A 13,718-nucleotide genomic window follows, 5' to 3' on the forward strand; every position below is an offset into this window, starting at 1 on the left:
AGGTGGGAAAAGCGACCACCGATGCACACAGATACACACCGATGAAGCAGTATACCCTATTGTTAAGCAAACAAACACCAACACATAACATAAATACCTACGGGTAATCTATCAGTGTCTATCTGTGTACCCTACGGGAAGCCGCCCTTAGGGGTGTCTGCATCCGTGTGCATCGGTGTTCGATGTCTCTAAACCTCAATTTACTTCTAATGTGAATTGAAGAAGCAACATAAGGTTGTTTGGCAATTGTCCAGAGTTTGATTTGATTAACGAACACTCATGGAACACAGATGAACACCGATAGATTATTTGTATCACTGCTCTCGAAACTAACGATTATTCATAATTAAGTATTGTTTTTAACTCTCCTTAGGGTTTGCCACTTTCCTAACCAACTAATCAACTCTCGTTCACTCATGCGACGCTTTTGAGATTGTTGCAAAGCAGCATCAAGTTCCGTCGTTGCAGTACCGATTTGTTGCTGCCAAGTATTGACTAAAGTTTGTCTATCGAGTATCTCTGAGCCTAAACCTAAATTTTTTTGCAGTTGTAACTGCTCTTCTTTGCCGATCATTTGTACCAAAAAATCGGTGGATTGAGCCTTATGCAGTACTCCCGCTAGTGCTTGAATATAAGCTTCGCTATTATCTAGTTCTGGTGTCTCCAAAGCTACAGGCTTACCAAAGCGGCGATTTTGCGCCCAAATTAACACGAATAATAAGATACATACCTGAATAAATGCTGGCAATAATGGGGTTTTAGCTAAATAACTAAACAAATCCCCTTCCCCTTGACTTTTTCTGACTTCGGGATCTTTATAACCGTGAATGTACTCATCCACAAATAATAAGTTACCTTTTTGACTGACTAAGCTGGCTAAATACTGGAAATTACTGAGATAATCTTGGTAGGCATTGGCGGCTAAATAGGGAGTAGTAGAAAAAATTATTTTGCCTTTACCGCGCCTTTCTTCCCAAACAACAGCACCAAAGCGATCGCCTAAAGATATTTTTTCCTGATCAGATATAGATGCCAATCGTCGTCGTGTTTCAATTTTGACATCGCCAAAGGGCGAATTTTGCATGGTGCTAAAGTTGGCTGCTGTTACCCGTTGGCGCACACCTAAAACTACTAGAGTATTACCAGCTTCCACCCATTCTCTTTCTTGGGATAATAGAACCGGGTGGTTTAGTTGGCTGTAAATTTGCAACAGTGTTACAGGACGTTTTTCTTTCTTTAATTCATCAAAAGGCTTTTGCCAGCGCTGGATTGTGATTCCACGGTCTTGCATAAAAGCATACCAGGCTCCGTAGCCATCGGGAGCAAGACCATAAGTAGAGCCACTGTTAATTTTGCTATTACTGGGAGCAGCAATGATGGTTAGTAAAATTAATACTGCAATAGCGATCGCACCCAGCCAGATTAGGCGATTTGAAGGTTTCATCTAATACTATTCTTGAAAGATTTCCCGATATGCTTGCTGACAATGCTCGTAATTTTCAGCAAGCATCTCAGCATCACTAAAGCATAACTGCTCATGAGTGGTAATGAGAGTTTCATAGGGCTGGATTTGGGGACATGACAAGCGCAAAAGTTGTAAATACTCGCCATCGGTACGGCTTTTTTTATGGGGTAGAATACCTTTTTCGTGCAAGTGCTGTAACATCGCCAAGTAAAGATAGCGACAAGCGTCACGATAGTTACCCTGACGGTAAAATTCTTGCGATCGCATCAATAATTTTGCTGCTGACAATTCAATATTTGCTGTTTGGGAAGCAGAGTCAGAACCTTTAACCCCAGGTAGTCTCGAATATAAGTAAGGACTAAATTCTCGCCACAACCACCAAACTAGCCAAACCACAAATACACCGACTCCCAACCACAACAAAAACTTTAATAACGAGATAAACCAAGAATCTATCGACCAACCAGAAGGCAATTCTGGTAGTGTAGGATGAAGACGAGACCACTGGTATTCCAGCCACTCTCCAATTTGTTGCTGAAATTGAGAACTCTGCCAACCTAAACTTGTTTTTTCAAATTCTGTTGTCATTAGTTGGTTGTTGGTTGTTGATTGTTGGTTGTTGGTTGTTGCTGGGGTTATTATTGGACTCCCCATCACTCCATCTCCGATTCCAAGTCCCTATTCCCCAGGATTATCACCTTTATTAACCAGGTTTTTTTCTCGTTTCAGACTTTCTTCAAGGGCTTGAATTTGTTCTCGACGTGCTTCTAATTCTAGAGTACGCCGTGCTAAGTCTTGGTTTTGCAAAGTAAGACTTTGTCGCCACTGTTCAGCGCGTTCTGCTTCTTGGCGCAAGAAATCTGGAGTAATACCAGTGGTGAGGTAAGTACCTATCAAATCCAGTACCCAGTTGGTAGCTTCTTCTATTCTTTCTATATCGCCTGTGGGGGAAAGCTCAACTAAAACCAGCAATTTTTCCGTCAGAGTTTTTCCCTTTCCCAGGATAATAAAAGCTTCTTCTGGGATTCTCACCCATATATTTTGAGCTTCCTGACGTGCTAATAAATGTAACTGGAACTGGTCTAAAAATTCGTTTTTGTGTACTTGAGCTAGATATAACATGACTTTAGAAAAAATATGAATTATGAATTATGAATGATAAGAAATTTCATAATTTACGTCTAATGTAAATTGAAGAAGCAACATAAAGTTTTTGGTGATCGTCCAGTTTGGTTTTGGTTAACGTAGACGCCTCCAAAGGCAGGTTAAGGGGGGATACACAGATACACACTGAATCTATCTGTGTGCATCTGTGTACCCTGCACCGAAGCCGCGCAAAGCGCGTCTACATCTGTGTTCGACTTTAGAAACTCATTCACATTGGGCGTAATTTATAATTCACAATTCATAATTCTTTATTGTTATGCTAGCTGACGCAAGCGATCGCGCAAAATTTCAGCTTGTTTTTGGGCTTCTGCTAAGGCGTCTCGTGTTTCCCTTACCACATTTGGCGGGGCTTGTTCTACAAACTTAGGATTACTTAATCTACCACTGAGGGATTTAATCTCTCCTTCCAACTTTGTTAGGCGCTTTTGCAGTTTGGCGACATAAGCATCTATATCTACCACGCCAGCGAGGGGTAGTAGAACTTGTACCGTACCAACCACACCTGCGATCGCTTTTTCTGGTGCTTGTGGTTGTGGTGATACTTCCGATGATGCCATTTGCTCAGCACTTGGTTTGAACAATTGTTGCCAGAACTTTTGTCGAGCCTCAGCAGACAGTATATTTTGGCCAACAAACCACGTAGCATAACCAAAACCTATCACTTCAAAGAAACTTCCCAGCAAAGGAATATCATCAACTGCATCAGCGATCGCTAAACCAAGTCGGAAAAAGTAGATTAACGCAATAGTTACAGCAATATTCTCCCAACCAATCCGGGGTTTTTCTGTTGGTTGCTGACTTTCACCACCAGTAATTGTTAAATTCTCAACCTTCGCCAAATCTTGAATATAAGATTGTCCGGCGGTGAGAATTTGCCTTTCCTTCTTACTGTCAGTTTGCAAGTTGACATTTACCCTTGCTCCTGGTTTTACATCTGCTTCGGCGCGCAAGTTGCGGATTGTGCGGATTGTAGCAATCAACAGTTCAAACTGTTCTTCTAATTCAGAATCAATGAAATTTGTCTGTGCTTCTGGATACAATTGCCGAGATAAACTTTGCTTAGTCTCTGCTCCTTGTTGAGTGAGAGTGTGCCAAATTTCTTCCGTAATATGAGGCATAAAAGGACTAAGCAGTTTCAAAATCCCTTCCAGCACGTATGCCAAAGTTTGTTGTGCTACCCGTCGTGATATCGGATCAGCATTCTTTTGCAGGCGAGATTTGACGAGTTCAATATACCAGTCGCAAAAATCACCCCAGATGAACTCATACAAACCCTTAGCAGCTTCACCCAGCCCGTAATTATCCAGATAATTGCGGGTTTGCTGCACAACACGATGGTAACGCGAAAGAATCCAGCGATCGCTTAACTCTGTAGGATTAGGTTCACCCAACTGCTGCGGCGTCTGTCCATCCAAATTCATCATCACAAACCGTGCCGCATTCCACAGCTTGTTAGCAAAGTTGCGGGATGCTTCCACCGACGGCGACTCATCCGTCTTACGGTTGTAGTCCATGCGGATATCTTGACCAGCACCAGCTACTTCCTTAATCATCGTGTAGCGCAGGGCATCCGTACCGTACTTCTCAATCAAAATCAACGGGTCAATACCATTACCCTTAGTCTTAGACTGCTTTTGACCATTTTCATCCAACACCAACCCGTGGATGTAAACATCCTTAAACGGCATTTGACCAGTAAAATGTCCTGCCATCATCGTCATTCTGGCAACCCAGAAAAAGATAATGTCGAAGCCGGTCACCAAAGTACTAGTAGGGTAATAAGTCGCTAAATCCGGGGTTTGTTCCGGCCATCCCAAAGTGGAAAACGGCCAAAGTCCAGAAGAAAACCAAGTATCCAGTACATCTGGATCTTGTTCTACCTTGACATTTTCACCAAATTGTGATTCTAACATTTCCCGTGCTTCTGTTTCACTCCGCGCCACCACAAACGGCGTGTTCTCAGTAATCTCACCGCCCGTTTCACTCACAGCGTACCAAGCCGGAATTTGGTGTCCCCACCACAATTGCCGGGAAATACACCAATCCTTCAACTTCACCAACCAATCACGATAAACCTTCGTCCAGCGTTGAGGTACAAACCGGGGGGAATTTTTCTCATCCAGGAATTCCAGCGCCCGGTCTGCCAGTGGGCGAATTTTGACAAACCACTGGGTTGACAGCAAAGGTTCCACAGGCACTTTACCACGCTCACTATAAGGAACCGAATGCTTATAATCTTCCACCTTCACCAGAAAACCATCTGCTTCTAGACGAGCAACCACATTCTTTCTGGCAACAAAGCGGTCTTGTCCTTGAAACTCGCCGGCATTCTCATTCAGAGAGCCGTCCTTATTCATAATATTGATAAATGGCAGACTGTGACGCTTGCCCATTTCAAAATCATTCGGATCATGGGCAGGAGTCACCTTCACACAACCAGTTCCGAAAGTCGGGTCAACCAACTCATCGCCAATAATCGGAATTTCCCGATTCATAATTGGCAGCGTGATAGTCTTCCCAATCAAATGCTGATAACGTTCATCATTGGGATTCACCGCCACCGCCGTATCACCCAGCATGGTTTCTGGTCGAGTCGTCGCCACCTCCACATAACCAGAACCATCACTCAACGGATAACGGAAGTGCCAAAGATGACCATCAACCTCTTTCGCATCCACTTCCAAATCAGAAACAGCTGATTGTGACTCTGGACACCAGTTGACTAAGTATTTGCCACGATAAATCAGCCCTTCTTCGTAGAGACGGTTAAAAGCTTCCAAAACAGCTTTGCTTAAACCTGCATCCAGGGTAAAGCGTTCCCGCGACCAATCTACAGATACACCCAAACGTCGCAGTTGGTTGACAATTGTCCCCCCAGATTCCCTCTTCCACTGCCAAGCTCTTTCTAAAAACTTCTCACGTCCTAATTCATAGCGAGTTTTACCCTCTACCTTGAGTTGCTTTTCCAGCATTGTATGGACGGCGATACTGGCGTGGTCAGTTCCGGGCAGATAGAGAGCATTATCTCCTTTCATGCGGTGATAGCGCACGAGGGTATCAATCAAACTATTGTCAAAAGCGTGACCCATATGCAGGCTACCGGTGACGTTGGGCGGTGGGATGACGATGCAATAAGGTTCACCGCCTGCGTGGGGGTCGGCTTTGTAGGTTTGATTTTCTTCCCAAAATTTTTGCCATTTGGCTTCGGTGGTAAAGGGATCGTATCGATCAGGGAGATTAGTAATTGTTGCGGTCATGCTGGGAAAACTAAGTGCGGAAGGACTTTAATAAATTTTGCCACAGGGTTGGAGTGTGTTTTATGGAAATGAACCGCAGAGGCGCAGAGGGCGCAGAGAAAAGAGAGTTAGGAGAGGAGATGAGTCGGCTGACAGGAATGGTAATTGGTGCAGCGATTGAGGTGCATCGGTTATTAGGGCCGGGGTTTTTGGAGTCGGTGTATCACCAAGCTTTAAGGTTTGAGTTTGAGATGCGGGGGATACCTCACAAGTTTAAGCACCCTGTAGCAGTTAAATATAAAAATCATCAAGTTGGCGAGGGCGAATTAGATTTTCTCGTTAGTGATCTCCTTATCGTTGAATTGAAAGCTGTGGAAAGGTTAGCCCCCATTCACGAAGCACAAGTCATGTCTTACTTAAAAATGACCAAAAACTCACTCGGTCTACTCATCAACTTTAACGTTCCTCTCCTGAAAGAAGGTATAAAACGCATCATCCTCTCCTAAATCTCTTTTCTCTGTGTCCTCTGCGTCTGGTGCGGTTCATTAAAAAATAACACCATAAAGCGAAATCTACCCCCAACCCTTGTATTTATTTATTGATCAATTTCTACCTTATACCCAAAGTATGAAACTCAAACCTAGCTTATTCCAACTCATCGTTGTCTTAATGACAGTATCACTACTGGCTTCCTGTACCACAAGCTCAAATACAAATCAGTCATACTGCAACAATCCGCAACAATCTGCACAGCAAGCTGATGACTGTGATGATGACTCTGGTGGTCATAGCAGCAGTCACCATCGTTCTAGCACTTACAGAAGTAAGTCTGGTACTTCCACGACAAAGAGCAAATCTAGCAGTTCTAAAGTAGGGCGTGGTGGTTTTGGTAGTTTCGGTAGTGGTAGTCGGGTGAGTGGATAAAGTGAGTAGTACGATGAATATTTTTGATTGTCCCCAGCGCGATCGCTTGTTTGGCTCGATGAAAATGGGTTGGTATAATGTTTGCCCAATTGATGAAACAACGGGTATGCTGTTGACTGAGCAAGCAAGTCCTTATGCTCTTTACCATTGTCAGCAAGTTTCGCCGCAAACTATCAGGGAAATTAAGCAAGCTTCGGAAGTTGTTGGTTGTGTACTGATGCAAGCTTGGTCGGTGATTCGCAATCTTGATGAGGAAGCGTTACTTTATTATGGTTTTCCCGAAGAAAGTATCAGGTTGGTGAAGTATGATGCGCTTGCACCTTTTTGTATGCGTCTTGATTGGTGCTGGAATGAACAAACTGGGGTGAAGAAGGTTGTGGAAACTAATCCCCAAACGCCGAGTTTCTGGTTTGAATGTACGGTTGGGAATCATAGGGTTGCAGAACATTTTGGCTTGCGATCGCCTGATGTAAATGCTCACGATACGCTCAAGTTTACACTCAATCAGCATATAAAAAGGGCAGCAGTATTTTTAGATAAACCGTTTGAGGAATGTGAAGTTGTTTTTACTACTTTAAATAATGCGGAGGATTTAGGAACGATGCAATGGTTAAGTAGCCATGTGCATCGAAGTACTATTATGCCGCTGGAATTTTTGCGGATTCAAGATGGTAAATGTTTATTTGACCAAAGAACTGGCAAATCTATAGATATATTATTTATGTGGTATCCGCTAGAATGGGCAATCCATGATACTGATGAAAATGGCGAAAGATTATGGCCGGCTTTGGAAAAGTTGATTTTGGAAAGAAAGGTTGTGATTGTGAATTTTGGTTCGGCTTTTGCACTGCAACCAAAGAGTGTATTTGCTTTAATTTATGATTTGGGATTGGATTTTTTTAGTGGTAAAGATGCAGAGACAATTTTTGAATATTTCCCTAAGACGTCATTGAATAAAAATGATATCAGGGATTCCTATTTTGCTAAACCAATTTTAGGCAGGGAAGGTGAGGGTGGATTTGCTGTCAATTCTGGAAGAATAACTGCAAAAAGTACCAGTAATAATCCATGGTACACGGAACAAGCTTATGTTTATCAAGAGTTATTAGAGTTTCCCAAGGTAGAAATTGTTGGGCAATCTATGACTGCTGTTTGGGGTGCTTGGTTATATAACAATGGCTATGACAAGTTTATTGCTGGTGGTTTAGGAATGCGCGTTTCTGAGGGAGAAATTACAGATAATATCGCCTATTGGTGTCCGGTTGGGTGTTAATCTGTAGTATTAACTGTTCCTGGTATGATTTCTGTGCTATTTATTCATTGAAAGGAAGAAAAAATAGTATAGTATTTTCAGGTAGGGAAGGCGATCGCATTCTTCGTTCCGTATTATTTCACAATCTCAGATTCAAAATAATATGAGTTATGTTTTAGGAATAGATGGTGGTAGCAGTATAACATAACTGAGTGGTCGTTCAGTCCCTCGGCTAAGAACAAAGTATAATTATGACAAAAGTCACAGCGCAAGAAATAGCACAGTTTCGCTCTCAGTTAGCAGAAAATTCCACGGTGATGGAAGCATTAGATGTCATTGAGGATTGTGATGGTGATTTGGAAGATGCAACAATGACACTAGCCATTCGAGCCGGACAACAGCCGGAAACAGGTAACTCAGAGTGGTTGGACGCTTTGGCGAAAAAGTGGCGTGCTGTAATTTGCGAACAAGAATTTCGTGAGGACTTGCTTCAAGGTTCAGTCCAAGGGATGATGACACAGTTAAAAACAATATCCACGTTTCCGCAAATTTTAGCAACACCAGTTTTGATGTATGTCCTCAAACAAGGTGTTAATACTTTTTGTGAACCACTAGATGAAGTGTTAGAGTAAGGGTCATTGTTGTTTGTTATTTGTTGTTTGTTCCAATCAACCACCGACTGCGAACCACTAACTAATCACTACTGATACCCTGTTAATTAGGGCAAATTTTACTTGAGACAACTGTTGTTATATCAATGAATTACCTGATTGCCGTATTAGCAGACCGTATTCAAGCCGAAGCAGCTTACTTAGCCTTAAAAAAAGAAGGCATAAAAGGTACAATTCTCGGTAAGGGTTACAAAAGCGCCGATGAATTTGGCTTAATTGACCCCAAAGAAGTTGCTCAAAAGCAAGCAAGACTGATGGCTTTTTGGCTAATACCTTTTGGATTTTTTGCAGGAGCTACTTTTAACATTATTACAGGGTTAGATACCTTTGCCTGGGCGGGTGAAATCGGCAATCATGTTGTTGCAGGGTTGCTGGGAGCTGCGAGTGGGGCTTTAGGGAGTGTATTTGTTGGTGGAGGAATAGGTCTAATTGCTGGTAGTGGCGACGCTTTACCTTACCGCAATCGCTTGAATGAAGGTAAATACTTAATAGTGGTGCAAGGTTCAGATAGTATTCACCGTCAAGCGACTCGGATTTTGCGTCAGTTTGAGCCTGAAAATATTCAAGGTTATAAAGAGTAGTTTTAGTTGTTTGTTGTTTAGAAAAATAACCAACTATCAACTACCAACTATCAACTACCAAAAGAATGAAATAATGCTACCAAGGGAAGAACTTTTAAAAGGTATTGAAAATAGAGATACTGTTGCTCGTGTAATTGATCAAGCTGAGCAAGCGATTAAAACTTGGGAAGTAGTTTTGACTGATTTTCTTTCTCCTCCAGAGTTAGCAGAAATTCAACGGGTATTTAGTCGCTTAACTGAAGTGCAGTTATTAGCGTGGGGAGGATACCCGCAAGCAGAACGTCAAAGAATGGCGATCGCACGCTCGGAACTTCCTTTGGATTTATCTCAAGTTGCGATCGCAGCGTTAGATATTGCTGGAAATTTTCTGTTTGATACTGCGACTCACCGCGACTTTTTAGGCGCAATGTTGGGAACTGGTATTATCCGCGAAAAGACGGGGGATATTATTGTTTTAGGTGAACGGGGAGCGCAGGCGATTGTTGTACCGGAATTGGTAGAATTTTTGGAAATGAACCTCAAGCAGGTACGTTCAGTTCCTGTCAAAACTCAACGCATTGATTTAAGCGAGTTAAAAGTACGAGAACCGAAGAAAAAAGAATTAACTACTGTCGAAGCTTCTTTAAGATTAGATGCGATCGCCTCAGCTGGGTTTGGCATGTCCCGCAGTAAAATGGTGGAGTTAATTGATGGTGGTGATGTACGCGTCAATTGGAAAGAAATCACTCAAGCTAATTCTCAAGTCAAAACAGGGGATTTAATTGCCATTCGCGGTAAAGGGCGTTTAGAAGTTGGAGACATTGCTGTTACAAAAAAAGACAGATATCGCGTGCAATTGACTCGTTATATGTAGTTGTTGGTTTGTAGTTGGTTGTTGTTTGGAAGAATCAACAATCAACTACCAACACTTTTAAGCTTTAAACTGCTTTTCCAAAATATTTAGCAAAGTCTCACGTGGAACTACACTAGCTACTTTGGTAATCAAGTGAGTCGAAAATCCGCCAATTACAACAGTAGAATCTCCTTTTTCCAAAGCCTTAAGAGTTTCCTTTACCACTTCTTCTGAACTTGATAATTGAGTATTTTTACTTACAATTGCTGGCGGAAATTTTGCTTCTGTAAAAAAGTTTGTTTCCGTCGGGCCTGGACAACAAACTAAAATGCGAATGCCATATTGACGATTTTCTGCCCACAATGCTTCACTAAAATGACGCACAAAAGCTTTACTAGCAGAATAAACAGAAAGATATGGTATCGGTTGAAATGCAGCTATAGAAGAAATATTAATGATGCTACCTGAACGTCGTTGTCGCATCAGTGGTAAAAATTTATGGGTTAAATCTACTAATGCCAAAACATTTAATTGTACCATTTTAATTTGCCGTTCTTCATCTGTTTCGGCAAAGTCTCCGTAATCTCCAAAACCGGCATTGTTAATTAGTAAATCAATTGTCAATGCTTTTTCTTTGGTAAACTCAAAGACAGTATTAGTAGCACCTGGTTCTGTCAGATCTTTAGCTATTACATCAACTTGAATTTGATATTTTTGGTTTAATTGGTTGGCTAGTTCGTTTAATTTATCTTCTGAACGAGCAACAAGAATAAGATAATGATTTTGTGCGGCTAACTCCTCAGCAAAGGCTCTGCCAATACCACTGGAGGCTCCTGTAATTAAAGCAGTCGGCATTTTAAATGAAACGATAAATTTTAATTATTTTATATATACTAACAATACTTGCTTGATATTGAACCTGCCCAGAGTCATAAGCCGAAAAACTCAAAAGCAGGATGAAGTAATGTATATAATTTTTTCGCTGCTCACAGTAACAATAAAATCCTCGTATCCTTAGTATTCTAGATACAATACCTACCTAACTCTCAGTATAGGTAGGGTAATTCAATTATGACTATGCTACTTCCCTTAGTTTTGGCTTTTCGTTCACATCTGAAACATTCAAGGATAATTGTTCGGTCTGAACTACAGTAGCTTGTTCTAAAACTTTTACTTCGATATTTACACTCACCAAATAGCTACCTGTGTCAGCGCCAACAGCCTCAGCCACTAGTTTGGCAAGATCTGGACGCTTGGCTGTCAGTGGATCACGTAGAATACATCGATCCCAGTCATGTTTAGCTGTTGGATTGAGGCTGAGAATATAGTGCTTAATCATATGGCAAATCCTTGATCCATCTCCAGAAGTTTGTCTAGTCGGAGAAAACGGGAAAGGGAAAAGGTAAGGGGATTTAAAATCCTTCCCCCTTTGTTCTTTCCACATTTGACTGAGTGAATCCTTTTCTATTATAGTACATAAGTACTATAAATTGGTTATCAGTTATCAAATTCTATGACTCACTGTTAAATGATTTCTAACCACTAGCAACCAACCACCAACAACCAACAATCAACCACTACTACTGATGACCATTGACTTTTGACTGTTGCTCCCTGAGTCTTGAATCTGGACTAACTAACAGTTGAGCATCATTTACCCAGATGGCTTGTTGGGGGACAGGAATAAAAATTCCGGCATGATCAAAGGCGATTTTGAGACGGCGGCGAAACTCTCGCGCGACATCCCATTGCTTGAGTGGCTGAGTTTTGATCCAGACACGAATTAATAAACCGCGATCGCCAAAGTTATCTATCCCCAAAACCTGGGGTGTTTCGACAATTTGATGTTGCCATTTGGGGTCTTCATCCATTTCTATGGCGACTTTCTTAATTAAATTCAAAGCCTCATCAATATCAGTTTTGTAGTCAACTGGAACAGTTAAATCAGCGCGTGACCAACGACTCGAGAGGTTAGCGACGATTTTAATTTCACTGTTAGGAATGGTGATCAAGCGTCCTTCTGCATCTCGAACTTGAGTCATCCGCAGATTCAGATTTTCTACTAAACCTCCTACAGTCCCTACAGAAATGACATCACCTAAAGCGTACTGGTCTTCTAGGATGATCAAAAAGCCGTTAATCGCATCTTTGATCAAATTTTGGGAAGCAAGAGATACAGCCACACCAACTAAACCAGCACCCGCCAACAAAGGAACAACGTCTATACCTAAAGCCAGCAGCGCACATAGAATACCCACCCCCACGCAGACAATAGTAACCATACTTTTTGTTACACCAGAAATCGTAGAAACTCGTAGTTGTAGACGTTCAGAAGTTTCTGGAGTCAGTAAAGCACTACTACTAACAAAAGCAGAGGTGAAACGATCAATAAGTAAATAGCTCAAACGCACCGATACATAAGTTCCAATTGCTACAGCACCTAAGATCACAGGAAACTGTAAACCGAGGAAAATTCCTAACTGGAGCGATCGCGTATGGGGAAACAAACCCAGGATAAATAATGCTCCGCCTCCCCAAATACCTACTTGGCCGATCTGATACAGCCGTTTTGTGACTTCTTGGATATGGCGTTGTTGCTGTTGATTTAGCTGTGTTGTAATTGGTCTAGCTGTTGGTGAAGCGGTAGAAGCTAGTTGCTGTTGGATAAAAGTCCTTTGTGAGCGGTTTTTCCAACGAGTCAGTCCCCAACTAATGACAAGGATGCTTAGTCCACATCCAACAGCAATTGCACCCTGACGGACTAAAAACTCTGGTTCTCGCTCTTGTTTTGCCTGTTCTAGTTGTTCTCGTAAGCTTTGGGAGATTTGATTTGCTAAGGTCCAAGCATCTACTTGTCGTAGTCTGGCATCTTGGTCAGTAATAGTCATTAACTGTCGGTTGTTGACATAAATTACTGGCAATCCGTTTTCGGTCTTAACTTGCACATCCAGTTTTGCATCTGGATTTCGAAAGTATTCTTGACTAATTTGATTGATATTTTCCTGGATATTCTCTAAACGCTCCGTAAAGTTCGCTCTTGGTGCGGTGATCTGAAATAAACGCTTACCATCCAAATAAACCCAGCCTGTAACTGTTCTGCTATCCGATTCACTAGTCCGCAAATTCGGGGGTTGCAGGTTGGGTATAAAGGGAATCTGCGCTGTAGCTTGTGGCATTACTCCAACAGTAACGACTATTGAAGAGAAAGCGATCGTCGCTACGAATCGAGAGCGCAATGGATACCTCCTTTATCAGTAAATAGTGAACAGTGTAGACGCGCTCATAGGCTTGTTGTAGGGTACACTAAACAGTAATCAGTAACCAGTGAGTAATTTAATTTGATAACTGATAACTGATTACTGATTAAATCCATACTGCCAAATCTATTTCAGTGATTATACCTGTCTACAGTTGAGTATTTACCCCTATTTACTTTAGAGGAAGTTTATTCTTTTTTCAAAATTATTTTTGTTCTACGCAAGCTCAACGGCTGAAAAGGAACAGGGAAAGGTAATGAGGACAAAGGGAATTAGTTACTATAATTATTCTCCTCACACTCCACCCTTACCTTAAACCGCGCAGAGCGCGTC

13 protein-coding genes are annotated in these 13,718 nt (G+C 41.8%); 6 read left to right on the forward strand and 7 right to left on the reverse strand.

From position 1 onward, the window contains the following. Positions 1-346: 346 nt before the first annotated feature. The 4 genes from UYK_RS0103845 to UYK_RS0103860 all read right to left on the reverse strand — a co-directional run bounded on the left by UYK_RS0103845 (position 347) and on the right by UYK_RS0103860 (position 5,889). Complete coding sequence (locus UYK_RS0103845) at positions 347-1,444, reverse strand: DUF4350 domain-containing protein (RefSeq protein ID WP_016870931.1); 1,098 nt, start codon at positions 1,442-1,444, stop codon at positions 347-349. Between the two features lie 6 nt (positions 1,445-1,450). Beyond that, positions 1,451-2,053 (reverse strand): DUF4129 domain-containing protein, encoded by a 603-nt coding sequence (locus tag UYK_RS0103850; RefSeq protein ID WP_009457479.1) that lies wholly within the window; start codon positions 2,051-2,053, stop codon positions 1,451-1,453. Positions 2,054-2,143: 90 nt separating this feature from the next. Further along, a complete protein-coding gene (locus tag UYK_RS0103855; protein WP_009457477.1) occupies positions 2,144-2,587 on the reverse strand; it encodes a hypothetical protein in 444 nt (147 codons plus the stop codon). A 299-nt stretch (positions 2,588-2,886) separates the two neighbouring features. Next, positions 2,887-5,889, reverse strand: coding sequence for a valine--tRNA ligase (locus UYK_RS0103860; protein ID WP_016870933.1), 3,003 nt, complete (start codon positions 5,887-5,889; stop codon positions 2,887-2,889). Positions 5,890-5,951: 62 nt separating this feature from the next. Here UYK_RS0103860 and UYK_RS0103865 point away from each other — a divergent pair, with 62 nt between their 5' ends. The 6 genes from UYK_RS0103865 to UYK_RS0103890 all read left to right on the forward strand — a co-directional run bounded on the left by UYK_RS0103865 (position 5,952) and on the right by UYK_RS0103890 (position 10,149). After that, entirely contained in the window at positions 5,952-6,374 is a 423-nt protein-coding gene (locus tag UYK_RS0103865) for a GxxExxY protein (RefSeq protein ID WP_016870934.1), read from the forward strand. 121 nt (positions 6,375-6,495) lie between these two features. Beyond that, positions 6,496-6,792 (forward strand): hypothetical protein, encoded by a 297-nt coding sequence (locus tag UYK_RS0103870; protein ID WP_016870935.1) that lies wholly within the window; start codon positions 6,496-6,498, stop codon positions 6,790-6,792. A gap of 13 nt (positions 6,793-6,805) precedes the next feature. Continuing rightward, entirely contained in the window at positions 6,806-8,065 is a 1,260-nt protein-coding gene (locus UYK_RS0103875) for a glutathionylspermidine synthase family protein (protein ID WP_016870936.1), read from the forward strand. A gap of 230 nt (positions 8,066-8,295) precedes the next feature. Next, on the forward strand, positions 8,296-8,676 hold the full coding sequence (locus UYK_RS0103880) for a hypothetical protein (protein ID WP_009457465.1): 381 nt from the start codon (positions 8,296-8,298) through the stop codon (positions 8,674-8,676). Between the two features lie 125 nt (positions 8,677-8,801). After that, a complete protein-coding gene (locus UYK_RS0103885) occupies positions 8,802-9,296 on the forward strand; it encodes a hypothetical protein (protein WP_009457463.1) in 495 nt (164 codons plus the stop codon). 73 nt (positions 9,297-9,369) lie between these two features. Beyond that, positions 9,370-10,149 carry a photosystem II electron transport protein, Sll1252 family gene (locus UYK_RS0103890; protein WP_016870937.1) on the forward strand — a complete coding sequence of 260 codons (780 nt, stop codon included), beginning with the start codon at positions 9,370-9,372 and terminating at the stop codon, positions 10,147-10,149. 57 nt (positions 10,150-10,206) lie between these two features. On the opposite strand, the gene UYK_RS0103895 is transcribed toward UYK_RS0103890, so the two are convergent. The 3 genes from UYK_RS0103895 to UYK_RS0103905 all read right to left on the reverse strand — a co-directional run bounded on the left by UYK_RS0103895 (position 10,207) and on the right by UYK_RS0103905 (position 13,364). Then, the gene (locus UYK_RS0103895) at positions 10,207-10,983 is read right to left on the reverse strand and encodes an SDR family NAD(P)-dependent oxidoreductase (RefSeq protein WP_009457458.1); all 777 of its coding nucleotides are present in this window, start codon (positions 10,981-10,983) and stop codon (positions 10,207-10,209) included. Positions 10,984-11,203: 220 nt separating this feature from the next. Further along, entirely contained in the window at positions 11,204-11,467 is a 264-nt protein-coding gene (locus tag UYK_RS0103900) for a hypothetical protein (RefSeq protein WP_009457457.1), read from the reverse strand. Positions 11,468-11,708: 241 nt separating this feature from the next. Further along, positions 11,709-13,364: a mechanosensitive ion channel family protein gene (locus tag UYK_RS0103905; RefSeq protein ID WP_009457456.1), complete on the reverse strand. Its 1,656-nt coding sequence runs from the start codon at positions 13,362-13,364 to the stop codon at positions 11,709-11,711. Positions 13,365-13,718: the final 354 nt, after the last annotated feature.

Origin of the sequence: Fischerella thermalis PCC 7521 (assembly GCF_000317225.1) — a bacterium.
Taxonomy (GTDB): Bacteria; Cyanobacteriota; Cyanobacteriia; order Cyanobacteriales; family Nostocaceae; genus Fischerella; species Fischerella thermalis.

What these genes read in the sequence shown, in the direction of transcription:
- UYK_RS0103855 (WP_009457477.1), bottom strand. Translation starts at nt 2,587, where the DNA reads ATGTTATATCTAGCTCAAGTACACAAAAACGAATTTTTAGACCAGTTC.
- UYK_RS0103875 (WP_016870936.1), top strand. Translation starts at nt 6,806, where the DNA reads ATGAATATTTTTGATTGTCCCCAGCGCGATCGCTTGTTTGGCTCGATG.
- UYK_RS0103870 (WP_016870935.1), top strand. Translation starts at nt 6,496, where the DNA reads ATGAAACTCAAACCTAGCTTATTCCAACTCATCGTTGTCTTAATGACA.
- UYK_RS0103865 (WP_016870934.1), top strand. Translation starts at nt 5,952, where the DNA reads ATGGAAATGAACCGCAGAGGCGCAGAGGGCGCAGAGAAAAGAGAGTTA.
- UYK_RS0103900 (WP_009457457.1), bottom strand. Translation starts at nt 11,467, where the DNA reads ATGATTAAGCACTATATTCTCAGCCTCAATCCAACAGCTAAACATGAC.
- UYK_RS0103850 (WP_009457479.1), bottom strand. Translation starts at nt 2,053, where the DNA reads ATGACAACAGAATTTGAAAAAACAAGTTTAGGTTGGCAGAGTTCTCAA.
- UYK_RS0103885 (WP_009457463.1), top strand. Translation starts at nt 8,802, where the DNA reads ATGAATTACCTGATTGCCGTATTAGCAGACCGTATTCAAGCCGAAGCA.
- UYK_RS0103890 (WP_016870937.1), top strand. Translation starts at nt 9,370, where the DNA reads ATGCTACCAAGGGAAGAACTTTTAAAAGGTATTGAAAATAGAGATACT.
- UYK_RS0103845 (WP_016870931.1), bottom strand. Translation starts at nt 1,444, where the DNA reads ATGAAACCTTCAAATCGCCTAATCTGGCTGGGTGCGATCGCTATTGCA.
- UYK_RS0103880 (WP_009457465.1), top strand. Translation starts at nt 8,296, where the DNA reads ATGACAAAAGTCACAGCGCAAGAAATAGCACAGTTTCGCTCTCAGTTA.
- UYK_RS0103895 (WP_009457458.1), bottom strand. Translation starts at nt 10,983, where the DNA reads ATGCCGACTGCTTTAATTACAGGAGCCTCCAGTGGTATTGGCAGAGCC.
- UYK_RS0103860 (WP_016870933.1), bottom strand. Translation starts at nt 5,889, where the DNA reads ATGACCGCAACAATTACTAATCTCCCTGATCGATACGATCCCTTTACC.